This window comes from Streptomyces sp. NPDC096048, assembly GCF_044763415.1.
In the GTDB taxonomy this organism is placed as follows: domain Bacteria; phylum Actinomycetota; class Actinomycetes; order Streptomycetales; family Streptomycetaceae; genus Streptomyces.
In genome coordinates this window covers 452484-479217 of the sequence record NZ_JBIWGG010000004.1, presented here as the reverse complement: position 1 = coordinate 479217, position 26734 = coordinate 452484, and the positions used below count along the sequence as shown (strand labels likewise).

The following is a 26734-nucleotide window of genomic DNA, read 5'->3' as shown; positions in this document are numbered from 1 at the left end:
GTCTCCCATCTGCCTGTTTGCTGCGGACAGACAGATCATGGGCCGCTACAAGGGGTGCAAGGGATACAGCGTGTATCCCCGTCAGACGGCGCCGATCCACTCGGCGAAGCTGGTCAGGCTCTCGGCGTCCGCACGCTTCAGACGGCGGATCGTCGCCGCAGCCTTCCGTGCCCACGGATGCTCCCGCGTGTGCTGCGGGGCGATGAACCGGGCGACCTTCAGCGACTCGAACGCGTCGTCCGGGCGGCCGGCCCACACCTGCGCGCGGGCCAGCTCGATCCAGAATCCAGACTGCCGTTCCTGGGGCAGCGAGTCAGGGGGTGTCCACTCGTCGGCGATGTCGAGGGCCCGCTGCACGTGGTCCTGCCCGAGGCTGACCGCGACGGACACCTCGTGCGCGCGCACAGAGTCCGGCCCGAACTGGGTGCCGTCGTAGGCGGCTTCCGGGACCGCGTCGCCGAGGCCTCGGGCTTCGTCCAGGTGCATTGTGGCGGCGTCCTCATTTCCGCATCGTCCGGCGATGACGGCCGCGCGCATGTGCAGCGCGCCGCGGGCGGCGGTCGAGGCGCGGCCGATCGGGGCAGGGCTGGCGTCGATGGCCTGCTCCAGGGCGCGGAGCCCGGGGGCGTGCGCGCGGGCGGCGAAGAACGTTTCGGTGCGGACGTAGGCGGCGGTCGCCTCGGCGAGCGGGTTGTCGGTTTGTGCGGCGGCCCAGCGCATCAGCTCGACCAGGCGGGCGGAGAGGTCCCGGGCGCCGAATTTGTAGGCCACGGCGTCGGCTGAGCGGGCGGTGGTGGCGAGGAGGCGGGCGGCGTGCAGCTGCTCGGCGCCGGTCGCGTGGTGTAGCGCGGTCAGGGTGTCGGTGAGGAGCTGCGGGGCTCGTTCGGCGATGCGGGCGTACTGGGCGGCGAGGCGCCACTGCACCAACGCGTCGGCGGCCGTGCGAAGTTCGTCGAGCGGGCGGGGTGGGGTGTCGGTGGGGATGTCGTAGGCGCTGATCGCGGCGGAGATGCCGGGGAGGGCGGCGTGGACGCGGCTGTCGGTGCGGGTGCTGCCGGTGATGATGCGGCTCGGGTCGACGTTGAGGGCGGCGGCGATCGAGTCGAGGGTGTCGTCGCTGGGTGAGCGTGCGCCGCGTTCGATGCCCTTGATGGTGGCGAGGGAGACGTAGGCGGTGCGGGCGAGGTCGGCCTGGGTCATCCGGCGTGCGCGGCGGATGGTGGCGATGTGCTGGCCTACTTCGCGCCTGCTGGCGGTGGGCATGCTGGCACCGTACCGATTTGTCCGTGCTACGGGGACGTGAACGAGCTAGGTCCAATGCCGGTGACTTAGGTTCTGGCTTGCCGGGTGATGGTGACGGTGTCTGGTGCGGGTGGTGACCAGTCGCGGTGCTCGGCCCGTTTGAGTGGCCAGTTGGACATCTTGCGTTTGATCACTCGGGGGCAGGCCCGGTGACGGCGTGGAGGCAGCAGGCGTTCGGTGATCTCAGCCAGGGTGCGGGTCAGTGCGCGGGTGAGTCGGCCGGGGGGAAAACGCCGCCTGGGCCGGGACCTGGCGGCGCACGATCCGCAGGGACCGGGTGAAGGAGAGCCGGTCGGGATCAAGACCCTGGGAGGTGGCGGCCTGGTGCATCAGCTGCCGGATGGCGTGGTGCACCAGGAGGAAGCCGTAGATCTCCTGTTCCACGCCCCACGGGTACTTCGAGCGCAGGACGAGTTTCGGGCCGCGCTGGTGGGTCTTGATTTCGTCCAGCGTGGTCTCGATCTCCCACCGCTGGGCGTAGAGCGCGGCCAGCTCCCGCGCTGGTGCCTCCTCTGGATCGAGCAGGGTGGTCAGCAGGCGGTAGACAGTGGCGTCGCCGCTGCGCGCAAGGGTGTACTCGATCACCCGGACCACCATCGGGTCGCGGCGGCTCCTGCGGTCTCTTTCGGCATGGACCGTGCTGAGGTATGAGCCGTCGCCGAGGACTTGTGTCACGGGCAGCGCCGCGCTCTTGCGTACCCGCCACAACAGGTCGGCGCCGGAAGCGCGGGCGGCTTGCCATAGTTCGAAGCCGTAAAAGCCCCGGTCGGCGAGCAGGAGCATCCCTTTCTCAAGCTGGGGGAACAGCTGCCGGGAGAGTTTCTGCTCGCTCATCGACTGGGAGCCGACGACTGCCCCGAACACCGCGTGCGTGCCGCATTCGGCCAGTGCGACCAACCGTGCCTGTGGGAACGCGCCCGCTCCGCGCTGCGAGACGTGGCGGCCGAAGAACTCCTCGTTGGCCGCGGTGTCCGCTACATCCAAGGTCGTGCCGTCCACCGCGACCAGACGCCAGTGCCGGTACCAGGCGCCGGCCGTCTCGGGCACGGCCACCGGCCGGCAGACCCGGGCGAACAATGCCCTCAACGGTTCTGTGCCCAGACGCCGACGTGCCCGGCCGATCGCAGCGGTCGTCGGCACCCGCCACGACCGCCCCGGACCACCGAGCCCTTCGCCCAGGAGCCGGGCGACCTCTTCGTATCCCTGCCCGAAGAACAGGCACATCGCGAGGACGAAGTAGACCACCACCCGCGCCGGCAGCAGGCGACTGCGCTGCTCGGCCCGGCCGGTCTCGGCGATCACCTCATCCACCAGATGAGGCGGAAATGCCTGCGTCAGCACCCCAACCGCGATCCGGTCCGACAACCGCTCACCTGCAGGCACTCCAACCTGCCCCACCCTCGCCACACGAAGGACAACGAGGCACAGGCCCCTAAGTCACCGGCATTGGAGCTAGGTCAGCAGTGGCACAAGGTCGGTGAGACTGTCGATCCGCCAGTCCGCAGTCCCGACGACCTCCGGCGTGTCCGCCCAGAGATGCCCCCACGGCCCGCGCCGGAGGTGCGCGGTGCGGAGCCCGGCCGCTGCCGCAGGCAGGGTGTCATTGGCAGGGTGGTCGCCGACGTACACCGTCTCGCCCGGCGGTGCCTGCCCGGCCTCGGTCGCCCGCTGGAAGAACTCCGGCCGCGGCTTGGCGACGCCCCATTCCCCGGACGTCGCGACCACGTCCGCGGGCAGATCGAGGGCGCGGAGGAGTTCGCCCGCGCGGGCGGTCTGGTTCCCGGCGATGACGACGCGCAGGCCCAGGTCGCGCAGCGCGGCGAGGGCGGGCCGGACGTCGTCGTACAGGTCCGTCTCGTCCAGGTCTTCACCGCAGCCGGCGGTCTCGCGCGCGGCGTACTCGGTCGGGATGTCGATGTCCGGTCGGATGAGGCGCAGGGCGTCGGCGTTGTCTCGGCCCTGGGCGACGACGGCGCCGACTAGCGCGGAGACGGTGTGGCGTGGGGCGCCGAGCCAGTCGGCCCAGGCGGCCCAGTACCGGTCGTCGCGGACGAGGGTCTCGCCGACGTCGAAGATCACAGCGCGAATCATGCGGGCAGGGTACCCGGGCATAACGAAAGGGCCCCCACCGCCCGAAGGCGATGGGGGCCAAGGTCATGGGTACTGGCGTCGCTGCGGGTCCAGGGCCAATGCGAGAGGGCTCGTCGGTGCCTCTGAGCCGTCGCCGTCTGGTGCCCCATCGCGGCGGCACACGAGGGCGTCAGGGTCATCGGCCGGCGGCTGGAGGCTGTACCCGGCCGGGCACGACGGTCCCGCAGGCCCTTGTTCGCCGCGCGGCCCCTGCTCTCCCTGCGGCCCGGCCGGGCCCGCGGGGCCTGCCGGTCCTGCGGGGCCGGGCTCGCCCTGCGGGCCCTGCACTCCGTCCGTTCCGTCCATGCCGTCTTCTCCCGGGGTGCCAGGCTCGCCGTTCTCGCCAGGTGCTCCTTCCGGGCCGTCTTCTCCGGGCGGCCCGTCCTCTCCCGCTTCCCCCGGCTTACCGTCCTTGCCGGGTCTCCCGGGGTCTCCCTTCGGCCCTGGGATCGGCACCGGCACCTCCGCACGGTCGGGGAGATCCTCGACCGCCCGGGCCGGATCCGGCACCGCCGGCGTCTGCCCCTCGGCTTTCACCTGCTCGCGCAGTACCCGCACGTCACCGGCCAAGGTGCTAACGGCGTCGCCGCGCCGGTTCGCCTCGTCCGCGAGAGCATCCGCGCGGCGGGCCTCGGCGTCGATACGCAGCCACACCAGGACGACCGCCCCGGACAGCACCAGCAGGACGGCCGTGACCGCGAGGGACCGCCACCGTTGCACGAGGACCGGCTGCCCATGACGACTCACGTGGTCTGTCCCCCTAGCTCGGCGATCCGCTCGCGCAGCTGCTGGCTCTCGTTGGTGAGTTCCGCGATCCGGGCCTGGAGTGCGGCCTTGTCCGCCCGCTCGGCGGCGAGTTCGGCGTACGCCGCAGCGAGGAGCCTCTCGACCTCAGCGACGCGGTCGCGCAACTGCGCCCGCTCCTCCTGGAGGTTGTCCACGAGCGTGCTGTAGCCACCGAGCACCGCCCCTGACTGGCTTGCCGCGTTGGCTCCGCGGTGTCCGATCAGCGCGGCGCCAGCCGCTGCGAGCCCGACGACGATCGTTCCGACGGCGGCGAGCGTCGCAGCGTCCACGGGCGTCCTCCGATGGTGCAGTGGGATGGAGTGCGGCCAGGCGGCCGACTCAGACGTCCGCACGCGGGGTATGCGGTGCCGCCCACCCGGCGATCCAGGACCCAGCGGCTGGGACGAGAGCCAGGACGAACGGCTCCAGTACGTCGGGCATGCCGGAGATCAGGGAAGGGTCGTCGGTGACGCCACCGAGGATCGCAAGTCCGGCGAGGCTGGCCAGGTAGGCGAGCGCGCTGGACGCCTTGACCTTCTTCTCGATGGGCGCGGAGGGAGATGCCATGGGATGTTCCTCTCAGACGGGCTGCGCGAGTTGGCGGCAGCCGATGACAGTGCCCGCGGAGTTGCGTACCTCGCGGTAGGGGACGAGCAGGTCTGATCGGCGCGGAGCCAGCGCCAGCGCCACGGGCAGCGACACCACGTAGGAGACGCCCGCGCGGCGGCGGGGCAGACCCAGGGCGTGCCCGTACTGGACGAGCTCCACCTGAATCCCGTCGCGCAGCTCGGACTTGATGGGCATGACGCCGAGCCTGGCGGGCTTCTCCTCGGGCTCGATGACGTAACGGAGGCCGGGCTCCAAGTCGTCGAGGCCGTCGGGCCGGTCGTCGATGTAGACGCGGATCGGGTGCGGGGTGAGGTTGACGATCACTCGGTGCCCGGGGTTCCGCCGGTGACCTCGACGTCGACCTTCACGACGGCCTCGGCGAGCGTGTCGCGGATCTCCTGCTTCAGCTCGTCCAGGTTGGCGTTCGCTCCGGCCGCGACCGCGTCCACGAGCTTGTCGAGGACCTTCTGTTGGGCGTCGAGCTTGGTGTTGAAGCCGCGTACGAGCTTGAGGGTCTCGCGGTTCTGCAGGTAGTCGTAGCGCTGGTAGGACTCCAGCGTCCAGTGGGGGTTGTCCTTGGTCTTGTCCGGCGAGTCGAAGACGCCGTCCGTCTTGGCCAGTACCTTGACGTCGTTCTTGTCAGCCACGAGGGCCTCCTTGGGTGGGGTGGTGTCTGCGCCAGCGGGGCGCTTGAGGCGGTCGTGGACGCGGGCGCGCATCGACGCCATGGTGAAACCGCGCGGGTCGACCTTCCCGGGCTGCCATTCGAGGTGACCAATCACGGACTCTTCGTCCCAGCCGTGGTGCCGGCAGACGGCGGCCGCGGCTCGCTCGATCGCCTCCAGCTGGACCTCGGGCCAGGGGTCTTCGCCGTCGCCGAGGTTCTCGCACTCGAAGCCGTAGAAGTGCCGGTTGCCGTCGGTGTTCGCCTCGTTGTCGGTGGGCAGCGTGCGTTCGCCGATGACGGCCTGGAGGACGTCGTCGTCTCCGCTCCCGGCGTGGTTGGCGCGGCCGTAGCCGACGAGGTGGACCTTGCCGTCCTTGGTGATGACGCCGTGACAGAGCGGCCCGGGCAGACCCGCGTAGCCCTTGCGGCAGATCTCCACCGTGCGGGCGGAGCCCTTCGTCACGGTGTGGTGGATCATTACTCCGTGGACGGGCCCCCAAGCACCCTTGTGGTTGCGGTTGTGGTCCTCCCAATCGCCGACCTCCACGACGGTGAGGCCCTCGTCCCTGAGGGCTTGCAGGAAGCTGCGTGCTCCCATCGGTGCGGCCATCAGGCCTCCAGACATGAGAAAAGCCCCGGCCTGGTGGCGCGGGGCGGTCAGTGGATCGCAGGTCAGGCGGCGGCCTCGTAAGTGCCCCAGAACCGCAGTGCCGCCCCGGCAACCCACGCGGTCGGAGTCGACGCGTCGATCAGGCCCGCGCCCGCGCTGGTGTCAGCACCGGAGACGTTGCCGCCGGACATCTCGAACTCGAACGTCTGCGTCGTCGTGAGCCGCACCCGGATCGGCTGCCTCGTGCCCGGCGAGCCAGGAGCGGTCTGGATCTCCCCGGACCCGCACCCTCCGATCGTCGACGCGGCCGCCACCGGGGTGGAGATCCTCCAGTTGTCCGTGCCCGACCCGAAGGTGGTCGTCGACCCGAACACGATGTCCACCCGAAACCACACAGTGAGCGCGGACTGCGCCCACCGTGCGCTCACCGACGCGTCCCCGAAGCTGGGTGTGGACGCCCCAGACGTCGTCCACGACGGTGCCCAGTCCTGCCACGTCGGTGAAATCGACCGCAGGCGACTGGCGGACACCACCATGCCCGGATGCCACGGTTCATACGGCACGGTTGCCTCCTACAGGGCGAGTCGCATCGGGTTGGCCAGCCGCACATCCGCCCCAGCCGCGTGAGCCTTGACGATGCCGTTGGCCGAGCGGACCACATGCATCCGCTGCGGGGTGAGCTGCTGAAAACCGGCGAACTTCGCAGTCACTGGCAGCGAGTTCGTGTTCGTGACGGACAGGATCGCCCGGATACCGACCGCGCCGGCGGCCGACAGGCTGCTGTCCGACGTCGTCACCGACCAGGCGTCCGGCTCCGTTCCGCCGTCGCGCCACACCTTGGCGCGGAGGGTGCCGCCTGTTACTCGGAACCGGACGCGAAACCGGCGGCCCGCGGCGTGGGTCAGTCCGCCGGTGCCGGCTGCCGTAGCGAGGAGCGTCTCCGTGCCTCCGACACGTTTGCGGAGGGTGAGAGTGATCGACTGGTCGGTGTTGAGGGCGAGCCTGGCCAGGTACGAGTTGTTCGTGTCCGCGTAGCGGGCGACCAGGTGCAGGAAGTGGGAGCCGCCGGTGGCGAGTTTATCCGTAGCCATGGCGGCCGTGAGGTCGACGTCCGGTGACGGATACGGGACCGTGGCGTAGCGCGAGTTGTTGATGCTGCCCAGGGTGATGACGCCGTGCCCTAGGTAAGCGCGGCGTACGGCGGCCACGTAGGCGTCGAAGGCCGGGGTGCGCTGCCCGGAGTCGCGCATGGCCCGGGACAGGTCCCCGCCGGGAAAGAACGCCTCCCGCTGCGCCCGCGACAACTCCAGCTGGACGCCGGCGCCCGTCGTGGTCTCGTTGCAGATGTTCGCCGGGTTGTCCCCCGCGATCTCCGACGGTGCGTCGATGACCGTGAACCCGGCGGCCACCAGATACTGCGTGACCTTGGCGACCAGCTGCTCGTCGAGGCCACCGATCGCTGTCTCTGCCACGCCCGGGGTGCCGCTGTAGCCGTGGAAGGACAGGCAGCGGCGGGCGGTGTGGACGATGGCTTCGCACTGCGGTTCGTCGAAGTTCGTCGACGTGACGTGTAGGTCACCGTTGCCGGTGTTCTTCAGGCCGGCGAACTCGTAGTGCGACATCAGTCCCGGTGCCACCGCGCGGGCAAGCTCGCCGGAGCCGCCCTCGATGCCGCCGCCATGAATCGCGATCGAGCACCACGTTGCCCGGGCCAGGGGGACGGAGCGGCGTTCGTAGTCGACGCCCTCCGTCTCCGCGGCCGCGAGCTCGGAGTACGAGGCGTATAGGTCAGCCACGTGGTCATCCTCCCTGCACGCTGTAGTCCGAGGCGCTGCCGCCCGTCGTGGTCCACGTCTCGCCCGTGGTTGCCGTGCCCCAGCCGTCGCTGACGATACGGTCGTAGCGGTCCTCGACGGCGCCAGTCACGTCCGTGACGGTGACGACTTCGCCGCCGACGCGGACGTCGAACGCGGTCTCCCACATCCAGAGCGGACCAGCCGTTGTCACCGGCAGGATCGTGTCGTTCGCGTCGACCGCTGCGGCCAGCTCGCTGCCGTCCGTGTCGACGACGCCGAGGACCGCGTCACCGACCACGCCGACCCGCCACGGTCCCGCCGGGACGCAGTTGAACGTTGCCGTCCACGTGCGGGGTAGCAGCTGCTCTTTCAACCCCAAGTACATGAGGTCCACGTCGTCCGGGGCCACCCACTTCGGCATGTTCGTCAGCCGGATGACGTCGCCCTCGCGCAGGGCGAGCACTGCAGGGATCAGCTCTGGGTGCCGGTGCAGGTTCACGGTGACGGCCGGGTAGCGGGGCTCGTCCCACGTCCCCAGGTGCAGCTCCCAGTACGTTTTGCCCTCGGTCTGGTCATCCGTGGCCAGCGACAAGGTGATGGAGTCGTTGTAGACGCCGACGCCGTCCGGTGGGTCCAAGACCGACAGCGGGCCGGATCCGAGGACGACACGTGTGGACGACCCGGCCTCGCGAGTCACCGTGACGTCATTGCGGATGGCCGTGTCGTCGTCCACGGGCTCCAGCGGCCCGGCGATCTGCCCCTGCGCGTAGTCCAGGACTAGCGCGGGCTCCTGCGAGTACAGCGTCGATCGGGGCCGGTACAGCAGCCGCAGTGCGGTCTGGTCCTCGGTCAGCAGACCACTGTCCGAGTCGGCTGCCGTCCGGATCAGGTCGAGGACCGGGGCCAGGCCCTGGTAGCCGACCGGATCCGTGTCAGAAGGTGCCCCGGTCAGCGTGATGGGGAAGCCTTCCTCTCCGGCCAGGCGCAGCATGCGGGCGCCCGCGGTCTCGCCGGACCAGGCGTCGAGGGCGTTGTCGTAGGCGGGGGTTTCGACTGTGTCCCACACCGAGATGTGTCCGATGGCCATGCCGTTGATGTCGGCGGAGTAGCCGCCGGGCGGGGAGTAGACGCCGGTGGGGCGGCCGGTGACGCCGGTGACGGTGTTGTTGTACTGGCCTGCGTCGCCGCCGATGTCGGACCAGGTGATCGTGTAGCGGACGTTGCTTCCGACCTGCTCCACGGAGAAGGTGACCTTGACCCAGTCGCCGAAGATATCCGTCGAGGTGGCGATGATCCGGTCGACGAGGGTTTCGCCCTCGTAGCCGAGGCCGAGGATGCGGGAGTTGTCGGGGCCTGACTGGATGTACCAGTCGCGGACGGTGCCCGTGGAGTGGATCAGCAGGAACGTGCGGCGGGTGGGTGGTACCTGCGGCATGCGGTACAGCCAGTGCACGGACCAGCCGGGCAGCGAGGCCCACGAGTAGTTGCGGACGGCGCCACCGAGGTGGGAAAGGTTCCCAGACTGGGAGTTGACCGCGGGCAGCGGCCCCGACGAGGGCAGGGTGTTGTCGGCGGCCCACTCGGCTTGCGTGAAGCGAAGCGGGTCGATGCCAGCGACCGGTGAGTACGCCTTGGTGGCGTGCTCGCCTTCTTCCATGGGCCAGTACGCCATCGGCTTGAAGCTGGGGATGCGGCGGCGCAGCGCAGAATCGAGCGGCTTGGTGCCGCGGCCCAGGCGGCGCAGGATCCCGGCCGCCTGCACGGGTACCCACGCATCTGCCTCGCTGGGGACCCATTTTTGCGGCCACTCGCTGATCTCGCCGATGAACCGGTCCACGCGGTCCCGGATCTCTGCCGCGCCGGACAGCGTCCAGGGCCGGCCGGTCCCGTCCGTGAAGGCGGTGGTGCCTGCGGCCTGCGCGGTGAAATCCGGGTTCGCGACGATCGGACCGCCGATTCCGCTGCGCACCTCCGCCTTGTAGACGCGGCCCGCCATCGGCTCGCGCGGCGGTGTGACGTCGAGCTGGGACGGAGCAACGGACAGGGGCGCCGTGCCACTGAAGACAGGGGCGGTGCCGCTGGTGGTCACGACGTCCCCGCCGATCTGGGTCCACGGCCCGTCCAGCGTCTCGGCCCAATACACGCGGGCCGTCCACCCTCCGGCGCCGTTATCGGCGTCCCACGTGCCGCGCAGTGCCGCATGCCGGGGCAGGGCGGGCATCGTCCACACGCCCCATAGGCCGTTCGTGCCGGTTGTGCTGACGTGCATGTAGAGGCGGCCGTCCTGCACGCGCAGGTTGTAGCTGCGGTTGCCTGGGGCTGAGGTCCATTTGCCCATGAGCATCTGGGAGCCGGGCTTGTACCAGTCGACCTCGCCCTCCCAGCGCAGGTCAAGGTCGCCGGTGATGTCGAGGCTGGCATGGTCGGGGGTGGAAGCGGCGCTGCCCGGGTCGCCGTCGAGTTGAAGGTAGCGTTGCTCGCCGGGGAGGGACAGGCGTACGCGCGTGTTCCTGCCGATCAGTCCGTAGTACGGCGACATGGGGTTGCGATTGCTGTACTTGCCGGACTTGTTGTTGATCATCATCGGGACTGACGCGGGATCGGCGACCGCTCCGTTGTTGCGGATCCCCCGCTGGTGAGTGATCGGGGACCTGGTGTAAATGTCCGCAGTGATGTCCGTCCAGACTCCGTCGATCAGCAACTCGACTCGCAGCCCGAGCGGGGTCTCCGGGAACGCCACTGCTACCTCCTGGTGTTGCCGAGCACGACCTGAACGTCGCCGCCGTTGATGCCGACTTGGGTGCGGATGAGGGTGAGGATCTGATCGGTGAGTGCGTCCCCGGCGGTAAGCGTCGCCGTCCGAACGGATCCACCGCCGCCGCTGCCGCTCGTGCCCATCGCAGAGCCCACCGCGCCGGCGTACGACGCGGACGGTGTGGGCGTGTTCACCAGGTTCGCCATCGTCCGGTCGAGCTCCCCCGACGAGGACTCGATACCAGCGACGATGCCCCGCGGGATCCACCGGCCGACGCTCTTGGCCATGACCTTCGACGGCGAAGCGATACCGAGGGCCTTGGCGATCGGCCCCGGGATCATGGACCGGGCGAAGCTCATGAGCTGGGAGCGCAGGTAGCCGCCCATCGAGCGGACGCCGTTCAGCAGGCCGCGTACAACGTCCTGGCCCTTGCCGTACAGCAGGCCGGCCACGTTCCCGAAGGCGCCCGCGATCCTGCCCGGCAGTCCCCGCACCCACGAGACCACGCCGAGAGCACGCTGGACCGTCGAGTCGCGGAAGGAGCGCCAGGCGCTGGACGCGCGGGCGGTGATCGACGAGCCCAGCCCGGACAGGGCGTTACTCGCCCGTCCCGGCAGGGCCTGCACGGAGGCGATGAACGAGGCCCAGGCCCGGCTGACGGGCCCGGACACGTATCGAGACCACAGCCCGGAGAACCAGTTGCTGATCGCCGTACCGAGCACGGACATCACGGCCCCGGCCTGGCCGGCCTTCGCCGTGACCCAGCCTGTGAAGCTCGCCCACCAGCGCGGGAGGTTCTCGTCCAGGGCAGTGAGCAGGCGGCCGACGAAGCCCACCATGAGGGAGATCGCGGCCGTGCTGATCGCGGCCGCAGCAAGAGCAGGGAGGGCGACCAGGGCCAGCGTGATGGCCCCAGCGATCGCCGCGATCTTCAGTACCTGCGTCGGGTTGGCCATGACCCACTCGGCTACGGCCTGGCCCGCGTCTACGATCCCGCCGATGATCTTCGGGGCCAGTTCGCGGGCTTTGGTCGCCAGCCGCTGGCCCAGGATCGGGAAGAACGCGACCAGCTTGTCGGCGAACTCGTTGCCGTCCGCCGCCCGCCCCGCTTCAGCCCACATGCTGTTGAAGCGGCCGCTCACGTACTGCCGGAACTTGTCCATCCCCGGGATGACCGTGCCGCCGAGGAAGTCGACGACACCCTGCTGGATTCCCCGCTGGAACTGCTTGACCTTCGTGCCCGCGTTGTCCCGCATCGCGTTGCCGAGCTTGTCCGCCTCCCCGGCCGCGGTGCCCATGGACTTGCCCGCCTTGTCGACGTCCAGAGCGAACAGTGCAGCGCCCAGGTCTTCGCCCGGCCCGCCGAAGAGCTCCTGGACGGCCTGCTTCACGCCTGCCGTCTCCGGGCCCAGCTCCACCATCGAGTCGATGATGTCGTCCATGGCCTTCTCGCCCTTGGCGCCGCCGGCCGCGAGGTCGTCCATGACCTGCTGCGAGTCCAGGCCGAGCGCCTTGAGCGCGTCCTGGGACGCCTTCGACCCCGAGGTGACCCGGAGGCTCAGCTCTTTGAAGGCGTCGGCGATCTTGTCGGTGTCCTTGCCCCAGCCGCCCTGTACGGCCTGCCGCATCAGGCCCATCGCGGTCTGCCCGGACAGGCCCGCGGACTTGAAGACGGGCCCGTACTCGGTGAACGTCTCCAGCACGTCCTCGCTGGCGATCCCAAGGCCTCGGGAGCCCTTCACCAGCAGGTCGAACGCTTCTCGTCCGTCCTTCGCGAGCCCGTTACGGATCATCGTCCCGGCCGCGGACGCAGCCTGTGTGACGTCCACACCGATCAGGTCCGCCAGGTCGGAAGCGTTCGCCGCGATGCTCTTGATCTGGCTGTTGGTCGCCCCGGGCGGGATGAGCCCAGCCGACGCCACCGCCTTGATCGTGTCCGCGCCGTCCTGGAAGGTGTCGACGATGGCGCCCGTGTACAGCTGGCCGGCGAGCTTGCCGTAGCGCTGCGCCTCCGCGGGCGTCGTGCCGAGCTGCGCGCCAAGGCGGGCGGTGATCTCACCCTGGCTCAGCGCCTCAGCGAAGGACTGCATCAGCAGCGCGCCGGCTGCGGCCCCGATACCGGCCGCGGCCATCGTCATGCGGCCCTTCATGCGGTCGCCCATGCTCTCGGCGGCCTGGTCGGCGCCCTCCTCGCCGCCGTCCTGGAGGCCGTCGCCGACGGCGTCCCCCGCAGCGCGTCCGGCCGCGACGAACCGGCCGCGGGCGTTGCGGAGGCGGCCGTCGGCGCCGCGGACGATGCCGTCGCCGAGTTCTTCCCCGGCCTGCCGTCCCGCGCGGGCGGCGTCGTCCTGGATGCCGTCGAGTCCGTCGGTGACGCCGTCGCCGAGCTGTTGCCCGGCACGCTGTCCGGCCCGTTCGGCGTCGTCGCCCATTGCCTGCCCGGCCGTGCGCATCGCGCGTTCGGCCTGTGTCAGGCCGCGGTTGACCCCGTCTGCGTCGAGGCTGATGACACCGGTCAGTTCGCCAACGACGAGGGCCACGGCTACCTCCTACGGGGGTGCTTGGGGAGTGGAGGTGCGAAGTGGCGTGCTACGCGGGAGTCGGCCGAGACGAGGCCGTAGAGGCGGGTCTGGAACCAGCGCCAGGACCGGCGTGCGAGGAGCTGGTCGTCGTCGAGGTCGAGGCCGTAGGTGTCCTGGAAGTCCGCCTCGACGAGCGGCCACTGCTCCAGCAGGTCGGTGCGGGTTACCCGTTTGCCTTGGGACCGCGCTTGCGACGCTGGCGGGAGCCCGCCCTCGTACCACTCGTAGAGCCCCGTGACCGGGTCGTATTCGCCGCAGCCGACGCCGAGCGCTGAGACTTCTGCTGCCGACGGGTTTCCCGGTTCGGGGCCAAGAGAGAAGGGTCGCCGCCCGAGGACCAGTACTTGGCGGCGGTGTCGCGGTCGTTGAGGACCCACACCATGGTGGTCATGGCGACGTGCCGGAAGCGGGTCCAGGACAGGTCGGCGGCGATTTCGTCGTGGACCGGGCCGAGGACGAGGCGGAACAGGTCGCGTTCCTCGTCGTCGTTGAGGAGTTCCTCGTCCGGGGCGACGCCGCCGAGGAAGAGCTGCGCTGCGGCCTTCGTGATCGCCTCGACACGCAGGCCTGCCTCGGCGGTCGGCGAGGGAATCCGGTAGACGCGTGTCTGCCCGTCCCCGACGGAGACGGGCAGTTCCAGGTAGTCGTCGAGGAAGTCCCCGAGCGCTTCGAACTGTGTGGCCATATCAGGGGGTCACCACGAGCGGGTTCTCGATGGCCGTGCGCGGGCCGTCGCCGGTGAAGGTGATCTCGACCTCTCCCAGGGCGGAGTACTCGCCTCCGGCCGGCGCCCACGTCGGGATGGCCTTGCCTTCGTACGCCTCGGGAAGGCCGTTGCGGTTCATCCAGCGCAGGTGTACGAGGTTGGCTTCGCCGTACGCGTCGGCGGCGAGGCGGATCGCCTCGTGGACGTCGTTGTACACCTTGCTGGTCTTGTTGGCCTTGCGGCGGATCGTGACCGCGAGCTCCCAGGCCTGCGCGGTCTTCGTGTTCCCGGCCCAGCCGTCGCTGTCGTAGTCGGAGCTGTCCTCGATGTTCGGCTCGGCGGACGGCTGGAACTCGCGGACGCCGGGGCAGAGTTGCCAGTCCGGCAGTTCGGCCGTGCCGATGTTCACTTCGAGGCGCCACTCGCGGGCGAGCTCGGTCTCGGTGGTCTCGACGGGTGTCGACATGGCTCTCTCCTCAGTCGATCAGGTGGGGTCCGGTCCGCACGGTCCGGAAGTAGTAGTTGCCGACCAGCTCCATGCGGCCGCGCGTGTCCTGGCCGATCCAGGCCTGGGAGTTCCGCCAGGAGATCTCCACCCACACCCCGCGCAGCCGGTAGGAGCGGCGGTTGTGGAGGACGTTGAAGACGTCGTCGGCGAGCTGCACCAGCCCGGCCGCGTCCGTGCCCCAGCGCATGCGGGCCTGGATGCCGGTGACCGAGTCGGTGCTGTCGTCGTCGGCGACGGGATACGGGGTGAGGCCCAGCACCCGGTCCGGGCCGTCCGGGACCTTGCCGAGGACGATGCCGGTGACGTCGGCCGGCAGGACCGCGTCCGGGTCGTAGGTGCCGATGCCCTCAGTGTCGAGCAGCTCGGCGACGCCCTGGAACAGGTCCGCGTCGTGGCTCATCGCAGGGCCCGCCTGACCTCGGCCGCGATGATCCGCTGCACCGGGCCCCTGTTGGCGTTGAGCGGCTGCTCCAGGTACTTGGCCTGCCTGCCGGGGGCATGCCGCCAATCCAGCTCCTCGTGCTGCCGGACGGCGTACGGCCCGTCAAAACTCACGGCGGCGGTGAGGTCGCCCTCGTCGACCGATGCGGTACCGGTGGACTGGAGGTATCCCTCGTCGAGCGGCACGACTTCCTGTGCCTCGGTCAGGACGTGCTCGGCGGAGAGGAGCAGGCCGCGGGCGGCAGCGTCGCGGACGTTCCGCTCGACGCCTGCCCCGTTGAAGTCGAGCCGGAAACGCTGCGCCACAGCGGGCCTCCTTCTACTGGAGTTGGATCTCCACGTGGTCCGGGGTCGGCAAGCCGCCGCCGTCGCGGGGCAGAGCGGCGATGACCTTCGTCGTACGGCCGGAGGGCAGGGTGACCCGGGACAGTGGCGGCGCCTTGGTACCCGGCCGGGCATAGGCGGTCGACGAGGAGGTGACCTGTTCGCCGCCGGCCGAGACGACGGCGCGGGTCTGCTCGTCGACGAACGCGCGGACCTCGACCGGCGGCCCGTACACCGGGCCTGTGCTGGAGTCGCCTTTATAGGGCTCGATCGTGATGCGGTGGCGCAGCAGCCAGCCGGGAACGCGGCTCACCAGGGCACCGCCACAGCGCCGAGGGCCAGCTTGTCGTGCAGGGCTGGGGCCCGGAGTTCGTCCCATACCTGCGGGGCGATCTGCCGGGCCGCAGCGTCCCCGCCCGAGGCCGACGACGATGCGCTGCCGGTGGTGCGGCCGAGGGATACGGAGCCGATAGACACGCTGCCGTACCCGGCTCCGGCCGCGCCGATGTGGTCGCCGACCTCGTCCCACCAGGCGACCTGAGCGCATACCGCGCGACTGATCGCCGTAGCAACGTCTGAGTCGGAGGGCATGCCCAGGCCGGTGACGTCGTAGCGGCAGTACGCCAGGACCCGCGAGTCGAGCATCTGCGACGCGGCGTCGAGGAGTTGCTGGCTGTCCAGCGGCGGCGCTGCCCGCAGGTAGTTCGCGAGGTCGGTCGTCGTCGCATACACGCGCCCGCCCGCGCTCGCGCCGGGGGTGGGGGCGACGGCCACGAGCTCGTGCTCGACGCTCGCCCCCGTGCCGGCCACGGTCCACGACAGGCGCCACACTCCTGCCAGGGTGTAGACGAGCGGTGCTGTCCACGTCTGTCCGCCGTCCCCAGTTGACGTTACCGGTGTGGACAGCGTGCCGTCCGGCGCGGTCACGACCAGGGCGGCGGTCGTGGAGTCGTCGTACGGGGCGACGACCAGGCGTGCGGTGACCACGTCTCCGACATCGGGCATCAGCCACCTCCAGAAGTCGAGGGCGTCAGGGACGGCCCGGATACGGACGCGGCCAGCTGCGGGCCGGACGTCGACGGGGTCAGCGTCGGCCCGGTCACCGACGGGGTGAGCGTGTCGGCGGGCTGCTGCTTGCGGCCCTCGATCGGGGCCGCGGTGTCGTGCGCGCGGGCGGGGCGCAGGCGCCGGGTCTGGAACGGCTGCCGGATGGTGCCGGCGCGCTCGGCGGCCGACGCTGCGCCCAAGGTGTGGTGCTTGCCGCTGGTGGCGGCGGTTGCCCGGTCAGTGCAGCGGGCCACGCCGAGCCGGTGCTCCTTGCCGCGCGTCACCTCGGCGGCCCAATCCGTGGCCGACGCGGCGCCGAGCGGCACCTCACGGTCCGCAGCGAGCCCGCCCCCGGTCTCCGCCGTACGGGCGGTGCCGAGGAGCAGCTGCTTCGCGGTCCGCAGCCTGCCTGCGTTCTCCATCGCCCAGGCTGCGCCGAGGTCACCGGACGACCGCAGGTGCAGCATCCGGGCCCGGCTGCCGTCCGTGGCCGTGCCCAGCGTCAGCTGCTTGCCCGCCGTCAGGCGGCCGGTGCGCTCACGGTCGTGAGCCTCGACGAGCGGGACCCGGCGGCCAGCGGCCAGCGGGGCAGCGGAGTCCGCCGAGGTTGCCGCACTGGTGGGCTGATGCTTGGCCGCGGTGACCGGCAGCGCGGTGTCCCCGGCCGCCGCCAGGAGCCAGGGAGCCGTCTTGCTGCCGGTCACCGGGAGCCCGCGCTCTGTGGCGCGGGCGTCTTCGAGCCGGGTCTCCCCAGCGGTCGTGAACGGGCGGGCCTCCTCGGCGGTGCCCGCCGTACCGAGTACGGCCCGCTTCGCCGCGGTCAGGGCCAGAGCCCTGTCGCTGGTGCTGGCCGCACCGGCCGGCCCGGTCTTGGCCACAGTGGCCGGTGCCGCCGTCGCATGCTCCCACGCAGTGCCGAGCACCAGAGCGCTCGCGTACCCGACGGTTCCGGCCGCCGTGACCTCCAAGGCCTGGCCGACCACGGCCGTACGAGCGTGCCCCACGGGCCCGGCCGACGACTGCTCGGTGGCTGCGCCAAGCTCGGAACGCCTGGCGACCGTGAGCCCGCGGGCCTGGTCCGTCGTTCGGGCGTCGGCCAGTGTGCGGGCCTTGGCTCCGGTCAGCGGCACGGCCGCCTGGGTGTCGGTGGCGTTCGTCAGCGCCCTGGCCTTCGAAGCGCCGTACGGGGTGGCTCCGGTCTCCTCGGAGGCTGTGCCGAGCGGCACCACCACGGCGGCCGGAGCCATGTTGACGTCGTCGAACTCCGCGATCTCGGGTGTGCCGTCGTCTCGGTGGGCGATGAGCTGAACCTGAAGGTTCGGGTCGGACACCCACGCGGGCGCGGCCACCGTGCGGCGGGTCGTCCAGGTGGCGTCGTCTGGGCTGGTCTCCCACAGCAGATCCGCCCCGGTCTGCCGGATACGGAGGTAGGCGTGGGCGACCGGGTCGTAGGGGATGGCGGTGTACTCCGGGTCGGCGTATCCGACGCGGAGGGCCATGCCGAGGGTGTCAGCGATCGCGTTGTGCTCGATGACGACGTCCGTGCCGGGGGTGGTGGTCTGGATGAGGACCTGCGACCAGCACGCCACGAGCGAGTCGCCGACCGGCGCCGGGTACATGCGGCACGCCAGCTGCGAGTTGCGCAGGGTGTAGACCTTCGCGGAGGCGTACGCGGCGTAGTCCAGGCCGCACGGCACCTGCGCCCGGCCGCCGGCCTCGGTGACGCCGCCGTACGAGTCGGGCCACAGGACCGGGTCGACGATGCCGTCGTCGAAGTCGTCGACCAGCTCGCCCGTAGGCGTGGCGATACGTCCGGCCAGGGGGCCGGCCGAGTCCCGCGCGCGGGCGGGGCCGAGGGTGCGGTCGTCGACCACGACGTCGTCGAAGTCGATGTCCGCGATGGCCGGGTTGATGATGCCGAAGCGGGCGTACCGACCACCGCCGAGGACCGAGCTGGTGCGGGTGGCCCACAGGACGCCGTCGAGGCGGGCCTTGATGATGCCTGCCGTGTCGTCGTAGTACATCTCGACGTAGTGCCACTGGCCCAGGGTGAGCGGCGCGGACGCGGTACCGGTGGTGCCACCGGACAGGGTCGGGATCAGGGCCAGGTTGGGCTGGAGCTTGATGCAGTAGAAGCCGCTGACCGTGGTGGCGTTGAAGCTCCACGCCATGATCGCGGTCGTCGCCGACGGGGCCGCGTTCACCCGCACCCATGCGCGCAGGTGCACGCGAGCTGTCGGGGTGTCCGTCGGGTAGATCTGCTTCGTGATGCTGGCCTGCACGGCGGTGGCTGTGGTGCAGGACAGCGACGCGGCGCCCTGCCTGGGCGTGGTCGTGTCGAAGGTGACGGTGCCGTTGGTGACGTCCCACCCGGCCGCCGACTGCGTGTCGAAGCTTTCGGCCCACAGCCTCATGGCACCGCCCCCTTCCTACGCGGCGTTCTCCGAGACGGCGATGCCGCCCGCACCCACCGACGCGGTGATCGACGTACCGTCCGGGGTGACCGCGAAGTCGTGCACAGTCAGCGGGATCATCCCGGCGTCCGCGTTGGTGCCGTCCGGGTCGAAACAGATGACGATCTTCCCCGTGGGGTTGCCCGTCGCGTCCGCCCACACCAGGTCCCCGGCCGTCCACGACGCCTTGTTGCCGACGTCGTCCACCGTCACGGCGACCGCGGTCAGGGCCTTGCGGCCCATCGTCACCTGCTCGTTGCTGGCGCCCGCTAGCAGCGCTGCCAGCGTGTCGTAGTCCTGGAGCGCGTCGTCACCCTCCAGGCCTGTCGCCTCCAGCACCACCGCCCGCAGCACCGCACCACCAGTTCCGGCCTCCGCGACGCCGGCGTAGTACACGTGTCGGCCCTTGCCGATGTTCGTCACGAGATCAGCCATGCGGCCTCCCTCCTATGGACATGCGAGAGGGAGGCCACCGTCGGGCCTCCCTCGCTCGCGACGAACCGGTCAGGTGACCGGGTTCTCGCCGTACTTCGCGATGAGTACGGCCTTGGTCAGGGAGGGGATCTCCGCCCGCTCCTCGTCGGACACGGCACGCTTCAGCGCGTACTCCACCCACGTCTCCTTGGACGCGGACCGGTCCGGGGCCTCCCCGGCGTCCTCCTGCTGCTCGTGGTGCTCCTCCTCGGCGGTGGCGCGCGGTCCCTCGGTGGAGGTGAGCGCAACGCCCGGGGAGGTCTGCGGGCGCTTGAGGACGCTGTCCGGGGTGGGCGCTTCCGGGGTCTCGTCGGCGTCCAGGCGCTCCCAGTTCGGGAGCATGTCCAGGCGGGTGTCGGCGTGCTCGCGCTCGACAACGTCACCCGTGTTGGTGTTGTGGTAGCGGATCATGCGGCAGCAGCTCCCTGGATGAGCACGGCACGGTTGGCGTCGAGGGTCTTGGTGCCGTACAGGCAGTCGACGCTGACCACGGTCTGCTTGTACTTGATGTCGTAGTCGTAGACCACGCGCAGGGCGAACCCCTTGTAGTTCATGATCGTGGCGTCCTGCGCACCGGGCGGAACCTCCAGCGTGCGGGTCACCAGCGCGAACGCCGTCTTGTGAAAGGCGACGTCGACCTCGGTCGTCGGCTCGCCCGTGGTCGGGGTCTCGGCCGGGCCCGCGATGTTCTGCGTCATGTACGGCATGAAGCCGGACGCCCGCGCGCCGAACTGGGCCTCGGTCAGGCCGACCGTGCTGCCGCGCTCGTTGGCCGCGCGCCAGATCTTCTCGGCCATCCACCGCGCCTTCGTGCGCGGACCGACGACGACGTTGCGGTCCGCCTGCGGCACGTTCTTCGTGTCCAGGACCGCGCCGGCCTCGATGAGGACCCGCGAGTCGGACCACGGGTACGCGCCGTCGGTGTAGTTGTGGTCCTCGCCGAGCGGGTCCTCGGCGACCGCGCCGACGGTCTGCGTGATGTCGTCGCGCAGCGCCAGCAGGTCGCGGTCAATCTTCTGGGCGATGGCTTCCATGGCCGGGTCGAGGAGCTGCTCGCCGAAGTCGTTGATCTCCAGGTTGAGCTGCTCGGTGGTGACCGTGAAGGACACGTCCGGGAGGTGGTTGAGGACGACCGGGAACCCAGACTCGGTCGCGTTCTGCGGCACGATGCCGGTGGTCCGGTTGAACTCGTTGGCGACGAACGTCGCGGGCTTGCGGACGGTGATGGTGTCACCGACGCGGCCCGCGAAGTCGGCCTCGTAGTCGCGGTGGACGAGCTGCGCCATGTGCGTGGTCTCGTACAGCGTGGCCAGGGCCCGGCGGGCGATGGTGTCGGGGGTCAGGAAGGTGTTGGCCATGGGGCCCTCTCTTCTGCGGAGGTCAGCCGCCGCGCGCCTTCCGGCGTGCCTCGCGGTGAGCGTCGATGGAGTCGTCGTTCTTGGGGCGGCCTCCGGAGCTGCCGGAGAAGTCGCCGGAGGTGCGCGCGGGCGCCTGGCTCGCGGCCTTGAGCTTGGGGTTGTCCGTGACCGCGGCCTTGATGGCGGCGTTCACGGCCTTCGCGAACCCTTCGTCGTTCGGGTCAAGGTCGGCGATGGACTTCAGGAACGCCCGGCTGTCGGTGAGCGCGTCCGGGTCGGCGCCGTGCTTCGACGCCCCCCGGTACACGGCCAGCTCGACCGCGGTCTCCCGGTGCGCCGCCGTGGCGGACTCGATCTGCGCCTTGAGCGCGGCCGGGTCCGGCGGCGTCTTGTCGTCGTCCTCGACCAGGCCGAGGACCTTCCCGAGTTCCTTCATGATCTCGGTGCGGGCCTCGTCGGCCGCCGCCTTCTTCGCGGACGTGCGGGCCTTCGCCGCCTCACCGTTCGCCTGCCTCAGCTCCTTGCGGAGCCGCTCCAGCTCGGCCGCCGGGTCCTCGTCCTTCTTGGCGGGCGCCTTCGGCTTGGGCTTCTCACCCTTGGCCGCGTCGTCCGAGGCGTCGTCGTCGCCGGTCCCGCCGGCGTCGTCGTCCTGGTCATCGTCCGCGCCGTCGTCACCGCTGTCGTCGCTGTCGGATCCGGAGTCGTCTCCGTCCCCGCCGTCGGCGTACAGGTACGGCGCGAAAGGGCCGTGGCCGTAGGGGTGTGCCCAGCCAGCACCGGCCAGCCTGGGGAGGGTTCGCTTCTGCATGCGTGCACTCCTGGTGCGCGTCGGGATGTTCGGCCCCGCGCCTGGCGGGGGTTGTGCGATCCGGCCCGCGCCTGGCGGGCGGAAGAATTTGGTGCCGTTGACCTGCGACAAAGGAGGTAGGGGGAACACGTCCTGCCGATTGGCCGTACGGTCTGCTCATGACTGAGAACAAGAGCGAGGCTCAGCTCGCAGACCAGGTCCGTATCGAACTGCTCAACGCCATCGGTAGCGCTGCGGAAGCTGGCCGTGGCGAGAACGCGCGCTACCTCGCCGAGGCGTACGCGATCGTCACCTCGAACGCGCCGACCGAGGCGAAGCCCGGCCCGTCCATCGCTGGTGGGTCGCCCTTGGCTGGGCGCCGCTAGTTACCGCGCAGTCGTGAGCTGCTCGCGGTGACGCTTGCGGGGCAGGCCCGTCTCCGCGACCAGCTCACGCACCCGCGTCTGATACGCGCGCACCCGCGCCCGCGCCAGCCTGCGCCGAGCATCGTCCATCGCGGCTTCCTCCAGCCGCTTCCACTTCCGGACCTGCCGCTCCAGGTACCGCTGCTTCTGCGAGTCCTCGTACGTCCCCCGCGACGCCTGCGCCTTCGGGATCCGAGAGACACCCGGCAGGTACGCGGACACGGTGTGGCGGCAGTTCGGGTGCATCAGCCCCGCAGACCTGGCTTCCGGCAGCGACCCGGCCACCCGCACGGTGACCATCTCGCCGTCCTCCGTCGCGTGTTCCATCTGCACCGTCCGCTTCCCAGGCTGCCCAGTGCGGGAGAGGATCTTCCGCTCCCACGGGCGGCACAGATCGCACTCCTCCGGCGCCTGCGACACGATCACCAGCTCCACGCCGGCCGCGCCGAGCCGGTCCGTGTGCGCCTCCACAGCGGCCCGGCCGACAGCGGAGCGCATCGCCATCTCCACATACGAGCGCAGCTCCCACGAGCGTCCCCGGGAGTCGACGAAGCCCTTCACCCCGCGGGCGGCGAAGTCGTCCAGCGCCGACTGGGCGGCCTGCCGTCGGATCTGCGCGCCGAGCACGGGTGCTGCGGCGGCCCGGGAGACGACGTCACGGTAGGCGTCCATCGAAGCGCGGAGCATCCGCAGATACACCGGGCCGGTGTCGGCGATGACGGCCTGCGCGAGCCGGTCCACGACCGGAGCCGTCGGCAGCGCGACCGCAGCCGCGGCGGCCTGGCCGACACCGAGCGCCCCCAGTTCGGCGACGGCCGCCTGCTGCCCGCGGTCGTACGCCTCGGCGAGGGCCTGCCCGATCGCTCCGTTCGCGTCGAGCTGGAGGGCTGCGATCACCTCGTCGATCGCGGCCTGGAGGTTGCCGACGGCCGCGAGCTTGAGCTGCACCCACACCGGAGAGTTGATGCCCTCGACGAGGGCCCGCCGGATCTTCTCGATCAGCACGCCCTCGGCCGTCTCGTACAGGTCGGCGACGGCGACCGCGAGGTCTTCGGCCATGGCCGGTGACACGGGCACAGCCGATCACCCCCGTTGCGCTGCAAACCCGAGTTCCTCGCGCAGCCGCCGAAGCCGCTCCCACGGCCAGCAGTGCAACCGAAGCCGTTCCACGGTGCCGGTGACGTTCTCGTCAGTCGACTGATAGGCGGACGCCAACAGCAGGAGCCACCCAGCGTCAGCCCACACCGTGGCACCGTGATAGCAACGGAGCTTCGCTGGCTGGTCCCCTGAAGAAGGGCAGCCGACCTCGACCAGCGGGTACGAGAACCGCCCGACCAGCATGTCGCAGCGTGAGTGTCCTTCGATGCCTTCAGCGAGGGCCTGCTCGGCGTCCGCGCTGGAGGAGTAATCGCCCTCGACGATCGCCGGATCGTGAGAGAGGCAGAGGAGACGGTAGGTGCTGCTCAACGTTGCCTCCTTACGGCAGGGCACCGGTCTGCATCGGATCCGGCACCGCAGTACCGGCCTCCTGCTGGATCAGCTCCACCTCGGCAGCCACCTGCATGTCGTCCCACTCCGGATGCGCCATCCGCACCAGCGTGTCCGTGCTCGCGGCCTGCGCCCGCCGCAGCACGTCCGCCGTGTTCGCCAGCGACAGCGGATCCTCCTGCACGCTGTCCTCGAACTCGACCGTCGGCCGCTGCGGGGTGAGCCCGCCACCGAACGCGTACTGGTCGACGGCGAGGAGCGCCTCCACCAGCTGCGCGAGCGCCGGCCGCCACCGCAAGATCTTCCGGCCGCGCGTCGTCATCGACCGGCGCTCCCGCGCGGTGACCTCCGTCGCGGTGACAGCGACGTCGCCGCCAATCCCGAACGTCTGCCCGCTGTACCCGGCAGAGCGCAGAATCTGGTTGACGAGGTCTTCCGCCGTGTCCCTGTGCTCCTGCACCCGGATCGCGAACTGCGCGACCGTGAGCTGCATATCGCCCAGGACGTTGACCCCGGCGAAAGCTTCCTGATCGGGATTCCACGAGGCGCCGCGACCGGGCCCATTGGACTGAAGGTAGCTCTCAGGGACGACGAGGCGGCCCTTGCCGAGTCGGATGTCCCGCATCCAGCTGGAGTAGGTCTCGTCGAGGGCATCCATGAGTGGCTCGACGCCGTCCAAGTCGGAGCGGCCGAACTCCTGCAACTTCGGCTTGCACCGCCAGCGGCGGGACGCCTGGTTCGGCACGTAGACGACGTCGAGACCGTTGTCGTAGCCGGTGGCGATGGCGCCCTCGGCGTTGACCAGCGGCGCAAAGCCGGCCGTCGCTTCAGAGTCTTCCAGCGGGACCGGTCGGCCGAGCTTGTCCTTGGTGCCCTGGTAAAGCCCATGGAGGACGACGCCGCGCTCGTGACGCTGAAGCCACCGCCAGACCTGGCCGTCGTCCTCGCGGACCGTCTTCCAGAACGTGACCGCGCTGAGCCGTCCCCAGGTGAACTCGGGGATGGCCCGGTCGGCGTGCTCCGCGGTGATCCAGGCCCGGTCGGCGACGTCCTTGTCGTACACCGGCCGCAGGTAGATCCCGCCGAGCGCGGCACCGACTTCGGCGGCGGTCTGGAGGGTGGCGAGCATGCCGTCGTCGGTGAGGACGTCGAGGCGCTTCTGCGTCGTGTCGTCGTCGACAGTGAACGCCGGTGGCTCGCTGAAGAGCAGGTCGGCGCTGCCGCCACAGAGGTCGCCAGCGATCGGCACGTGCATCTTCGTGCGCCGCTCGCCCGGGGCGGTCGGTGTACCCCACCACCAGCGGGCCATCCGGCCGACGACTCCGCCGGCGTACTGCAATCGCTTGGGGTCGGGGCCGCCGCCGGTACTGCCGCCGTAGAGGGTCTCCAGGCGGTCGGGGTCGCCGGACCACCAGGTGTCCCAGGTGCTCATCGAGTCGAGGGCGGGGCCGAGGTACGGGGGCGGCCAGGCCATGTCACCCGTCGGCAGAGGCATCGCTGGGCCACCTCCCTGTGAGCATGCGCCAGCGCGCCCACCAGCGGGCGCGACGCGTGATCCGGACGTCGACGTTCACGACGAGGGCGCCGTCACGGACGGCGGTCGGGCCGCAGGCGTCGGCACGGACGCCAGTCCACCGTGGGAAGCCCGGGACCGGGCCGAGTCGAGCCATCAGGCGGCCACCTCCAGAGCGCTACGAACGAGAGGCCGCCACAGCGGCTCCGTGGTCACGACCGCGTACCGGCCGCCGTCGAGAGAGTGGTCCGCGACCTTGATGGGCTTGTCCTCGCCAGCCTCAGTCGCCTTCGGGTCCCACGAGTAGCCCGGGGCCTCCCGGATGAAGCCGGCGCACCGGTCCGACACCACGAGTTGGCCCTCCGACAGGAGCGTCGCCATCAGGCTGATGCCGCGAGACACGTCGTTGTCGGCGGCCTGCGGCGTCACGCCGTCCCGGTACAGCTGCAACCTGAGCGAGGCGGCCGACGGGTCGACAACCCACCACTCCGGCCGGTCCGGGCCCCCGGCCGGCAGGTGCCGCTCGCGGGCCCACGTTCGCAGCCCGTTGGACAACTGCCCGTCCGTCATGCGCTGCTGGTCGTGCTTCGGGTCATGCCGCCACTCGTCCACCAGGTACAGGCGCTGGTCCCGGCCGACGCCGAGCATCAGGCCGGCGGTGGCGTTCGTGGTGCCGTAGTCGATGCCGAGTGCGAGGAGCCGGTCCATCGCCGGGAGCTGCGCCCACGGCATGACGTGCCGGGCCGGGTCCCACATGTCGAAGACGGCGCCCTCGGCCGCGACCCACTCGCCGAGGATGAACCGCCGGTACCAGAGCCCGGTGTAGGTCCGCCGGTAGCGCTCCTTGACGGTCTGCGAGAGGACCGGGTTGTCGTCCAGCTGGAAATGCCACACTCGCCAGTCCGGAAGGCGGCCGAGCCGGTCGAGGAACCGAGTCCGCACCCAGTGCGCCGGCGAGTCCGGGTTCGTGGTGCAGAAGATTTGCGCGCCGTCGACGGAGCAGCGGCCCATCAGCTGTTGGAAGAACTCCTCCGAGATGACGGTCAGCTCGTCCACGTAGGCGCCCGCGCAGGTGAGGCCGCGCAGCACCTTCTCCGCCTTGGCGTCGGAGGCGCCGAGGACGTGGATCGTACGGCCGAGGATCGTGGCGGTGGACGCGCCGTTGGTGTACTTCGTGAACTTCGCCAGCGGGCCCATGAGCGCGGGGTCCATGAGCGGGCCGAAGACGTTGCGGTTCAGGGAGTCGCGGGTGCGGCCGACGACGACCAGTTCGCCGCCGCGGGGCGCGGTGGCAACGTACATCAGCCAGCGCAGCAGCGAGGAGGCGGTCTTCCCGGACCGGATCGACCCCTCGGCCAGGTTCACGAAGGCCGTGGAGTTGACGACGTAGTCGAGCTGCTTCAGCGACAGAGGGACGGGGAGATCACGAAGCATCGTCCCCCTCGTCTCCGCGCGGGGCCGCCTGCTGCTCGTTCCAGACCTGCTGAAGGCCGTTCATCATCTTGCCGAGCATCGAGCGGGCGTCGTCCTCGCCGGTCTCCGTGACCGGGGGCACGAGCCGCATCGACTTCTCCAGCGCGATCCCGGCAGCGGCCATGAGGTTCTTCTTGTCGATGGCCGGCGGCTCGTCGACCGGCTCCTCGCGGTAGGTGTTGTCCTTGCCGCCGAAGTTGAAGATCTTGCCGGGTTCCCACATCTGCTGGGTGAGGCGCATGGCGTCGAGGTGCAGATCCATGGCGGTCTCGGTGCGCAGCGCGGCGAGCTGGGCGACGCGGGCGCGGGTGGCGTCCTCGGTCATGGTGACGTCGAAGACGAGCCCTTCTTCGGCGCAGATCAGGGAGACGGTGCGCTGGGCGCGGCCGATGAGCCGGGCGATCTCGTTGCGGCCCTTGCCTTCGCCGTGGAGGCGGAGGATCTCGGCGCGTTCGGCGTCGGTGACCTGGCGCATGTCCTTGCGTACCGCCACGGGGCCA

General features: G+C 70.5%; 27 protein-coding genes and 1 pseudogene. 1 reads left to right on the top strand and 27 read right to left on the bottom strand.

Going from position 1 to position 26734, the window contains the following annotated elements:
- Nucleotides 1-81: 81 nt before the first annotated feature.
- From ACIQ6R_RS13400 to ACIQ6R_RS13295, 22 genes and pseudogenes are all read right to left on the bottom strand, one after another.
- Complete coding sequence (locus ACIQ6R_RS13400; RefSeq protein ID WP_404221041.1) at nt 82-1263, bottom strand: helix-turn-helix domain-containing protein; 1182 nt, start codon at nt 1261-1263, stop codon at nt 82-84.
- Nucleotides 1264-1485: 222 nt separating this feature from the next.
- Nucleotides 1486-2709, bottom strand: coding sequence for an IS4 family transposase (locus ACIQ6R_RS13395; RefSeq protein WP_404221039.1), 1224 nt, complete (start codon nt 2707-2709; stop codon nt 1486-1488).
- A gap of 45 nt (nt 2710-2754) precedes the next feature.
- Nucleotides 2755-3393 (bottom strand): HAD family hydrolase, encoded by a 639-nt coding sequence (locus ACIQ6R_RS13390; RefSeq protein WP_404221037.1) that lies wholly within the window; start codon nt 3391-3393, stop codon nt 2755-2757.
- A 782-nt stretch (nt 3394-4175) separates the two neighbouring features.
- Nucleotides 4176-4508: a hypothetical protein gene (locus tag ACIQ6R_RS13385; RefSeq protein WP_404221035.1), complete on the bottom strand. Its 333-nt coding sequence runs from the start codon at nt 4506-4508 to the stop codon at nt 4176-4178.
- Between the two features lie 49 nt (nt 4509-4557).
- Nucleotides 4558-4785 carry a holin gene (locus ACIQ6R_RS13380; RefSeq protein WP_404221033.1) on the bottom strand — a complete coding sequence of 76 codons (228 nt, stop codon included), beginning with the start codon at nt 4783-4785 and terminating at the stop codon, nt 4558-4560.
- A gap of 12 nt (nt 4786-4797) precedes the next feature.
- Entirely contained in the window at nt 4798-5151 is a 354-nt protein-coding gene (locus tag ACIQ6R_RS13375; protein WP_404221031.1) for a hypothetical protein, read from the bottom strand.
- Nucleotides 5152-5516: 365 nt separating this feature from the next.
- A pseudogene (locus tag ACIQ6R_RS13370) lies at nt 5517-6104 on the bottom strand (N-acetylmuramoyl-L-alanine amidase); the annotation flags it as partial.
- A gap of 62 nt (nt 6105-6166) precedes the next feature.
- Complete coding sequence (locus ACIQ6R_RS13365; RefSeq protein ID WP_404221029.1) at nt 6167-6487, bottom strand: hypothetical protein; 321 nt, start codon at nt 6485-6487, stop codon at nt 6167-6169.
- Nucleotides 6488-6676: 189 nt separating this feature from the next.
- On the bottom strand, nt 6677-7900 hold the full coding sequence (locus tag ACIQ6R_RS13360) for a poly-gamma-glutamate hydrolase family protein (RefSeq protein WP_404221027.1): 1224 nt from the start codon (nt 7898-7900) through the stop codon (nt 6677-6679).
- A gap of 4 nt (nt 7901-7904) precedes the next feature.
- Nucleotides 7905-10640 (bottom strand): hypothetical protein, encoded by a 2736-nt coding sequence (locus tag ACIQ6R_RS13355; protein ID WP_404221025.1) that lies wholly within the window; start codon nt 10638-10640, stop codon nt 7905-7907.
- A 2-nt stretch (nt 10641-10642) separates the two neighbouring features.
- Nucleotides 10643-13195: a phage tail tape measure protein gene (locus tag ACIQ6R_RS13350; RefSeq protein WP_404221023.1), complete on the bottom strand. Its 2553-nt coding sequence runs from the start codon at nt 13193-13195 to the stop codon at nt 10643-10645.
- A gap of 205 nt (nt 13196-13400) precedes the next feature.
- Nucleotides 13401-13922, bottom strand: coding sequence for a hypothetical protein (locus tag ACIQ6R_RS13345; RefSeq protein ID WP_404221021.1), 522 nt, complete (start codon nt 13920-13922; stop codon nt 13401-13403).
- 1 nt (nt 13923) lies between these two features.
- Entirely contained in the window at nt 13924-14409 is a 486-nt protein-coding gene (locus tag ACIQ6R_RS13340) for a phage tail tube protein (protein ID WP_404221019.1), read from the bottom strand.
- A 10-nt stretch (nt 14410-14419) separates the two neighbouring features.
- A complete protein-coding gene (locus tag ACIQ6R_RS13335; protein ID WP_404221017.1) occupies nt 14420-14851 on the bottom strand; it encodes a minor capsid protein in 432 nt (143 codons plus the stop codon).
- On the bottom strand, nt 14848-15198 hold the full coding sequence (locus ACIQ6R_RS13330; protein WP_404221015.1) for a hypothetical protein: 351 nt from the start codon (nt 15196-15198) through the stop codon (nt 14848-14850). The genes ACIQ6R_RS13335 and ACIQ6R_RS13330 overlap by 4 nt, the downstream gene beginning before the upstream one ends.
- Nucleotides 15199-15211: 13 nt before the next feature.
- A complete protein-coding gene (locus ACIQ6R_RS13325; RefSeq protein WP_404221013.1) occupies nt 15212-15529 on the bottom strand; it encodes a hypothetical protein in 318 nt (105 codons plus the stop codon).
- Complete coding sequence (locus tag ACIQ6R_RS13320) at nt 15526-16221, bottom strand: hypothetical protein (RefSeq protein ID WP_404221011.1); 696 nt, start codon at nt 16219-16221, stop codon at nt 15526-15528. The genes ACIQ6R_RS13325 and ACIQ6R_RS13320 overlap by 4 nt, the downstream gene beginning before the upstream one ends.
- On the bottom strand, nt 16221-18677 hold the full coding sequence (locus ACIQ6R_RS13315; RefSeq protein ID WP_404221009.1) for a hypothetical protein: 2457 nt from the start codon (nt 18675-18677) through the stop codon (nt 16221-16223). The genes ACIQ6R_RS13320 and ACIQ6R_RS13315 overlap by 1 nt, the downstream gene beginning before the upstream one ends.
- A 15-nt stretch (nt 18678-18692) precedes the next feature.
- The gene (locus ACIQ6R_RS13310) at nt 18693-19151 is read right to left on the bottom strand and encodes a hypothetical protein (protein ID WP_404221006.1); all 459 of its coding nucleotides are present in this window, start codon (nt 19149-19151) and stop codon (nt 18693-18695) included.
- Between the two features lie 69 nt (nt 19152-19220).
- The gene (locus ACIQ6R_RS13305; protein ID WP_404221004.1) at nt 19221-19601 is read right to left on the bottom strand and encodes a hypothetical protein; all 381 of its coding nucleotides are present in this window, start codon (nt 19599-19601) and stop codon (nt 19221-19223) included.
- Nucleotides 19598-20548, bottom strand: a complete 951-nt coding sequence (locus ACIQ6R_RS13300; RefSeq protein WP_404221001.1) for a P22 phage major capsid protein family protein — start codon at nt 20546-20548, stop codon at nt 19598-19600. Before ACIQ6R_RS13300 ends, ACIQ6R_RS13305 begins: the two co-directional genes overlap by 4 nt.
- Nucleotides 20549-20570: 22 nt before the next feature.
- On the bottom strand, nt 20571-21356 hold the full coding sequence (locus ACIQ6R_RS13295; protein ID WP_404221000.1) for a hypothetical protein: 786 nt from the start codon (nt 21354-21356) through the stop codon (nt 20571-20573).
- 158 nt (nt 21357-21514) lie between these two features.
- Between ACIQ6R_RS13295 and ACIQ6R_RS13290 the strand changes: the two genes are divergently transcribed.
- Nucleotides 21515-21721 (top strand): hypothetical protein, encoded by a 207-nt coding sequence (locus ACIQ6R_RS13290; protein ID WP_404220998.1) that lies wholly within the window; start codon nt 21515-21517, stop codon nt 21719-21721.
- On the opposite strand, the gene ACIQ6R_RS13285 is transcribed toward ACIQ6R_RS13290, so the two are convergent.
- The 5 genes from ACIQ6R_RS13285 to ACIQ6R_RS13265 all read right to left on the bottom strand — a co-directional run bounded on the left by ACIQ6R_RS13285 (nt 21722) and on the right by ACIQ6R_RS13265 (nt 26727).
- Entirely contained in the window at nt 21722-22837 is a 1116-nt protein-coding gene (locus ACIQ6R_RS13285; protein WP_404220996.1) for a phage minor capsid protein, read from the bottom strand.
- Between the two features lie 6 nt (nt 22838-22843).
- On the bottom strand, nt 22844-23227 hold the full coding sequence (locus ACIQ6R_RS13280) for a hypothetical protein (RefSeq protein WP_404220993.1): 384 nt from the start codon (nt 23225-23227) through the stop codon (nt 22844-22846).
- Nucleotides 23228-23237: 10 nt separating this feature from the next.
- Nucleotides 23238-24743, bottom strand: a complete 1506-nt coding sequence (locus ACIQ6R_RS13275; RefSeq protein WP_404220991.1) for a phage portal protein — start codon at nt 24741-24743, stop codon at nt 23238-23240.
- A 174-nt stretch (nt 24744-24917) separates the two neighbouring features.
- Nucleotides 24918-26195, bottom strand: a complete 1278-nt coding sequence (locus ACIQ6R_RS13270; RefSeq protein ID WP_404220989.1) for a PBSX family phage terminase large subunit — start codon at nt 26193-26195, stop codon at nt 24918-24920.
- Nucleotides 26185-26727: a helix-turn-helix domain-containing protein gene (locus tag ACIQ6R_RS13265; protein ID WP_404220987.1), complete on the bottom strand. Its 543-nt coding sequence runs from the start codon at nt 26725-26727 to the stop codon at nt 26185-26187. The genes ACIQ6R_RS13270 and ACIQ6R_RS13265 overlap by 11 nt, the downstream gene beginning before the upstream one ends.
- Nucleotides 26728-26734 lie beyond the last annotated feature (7 nt).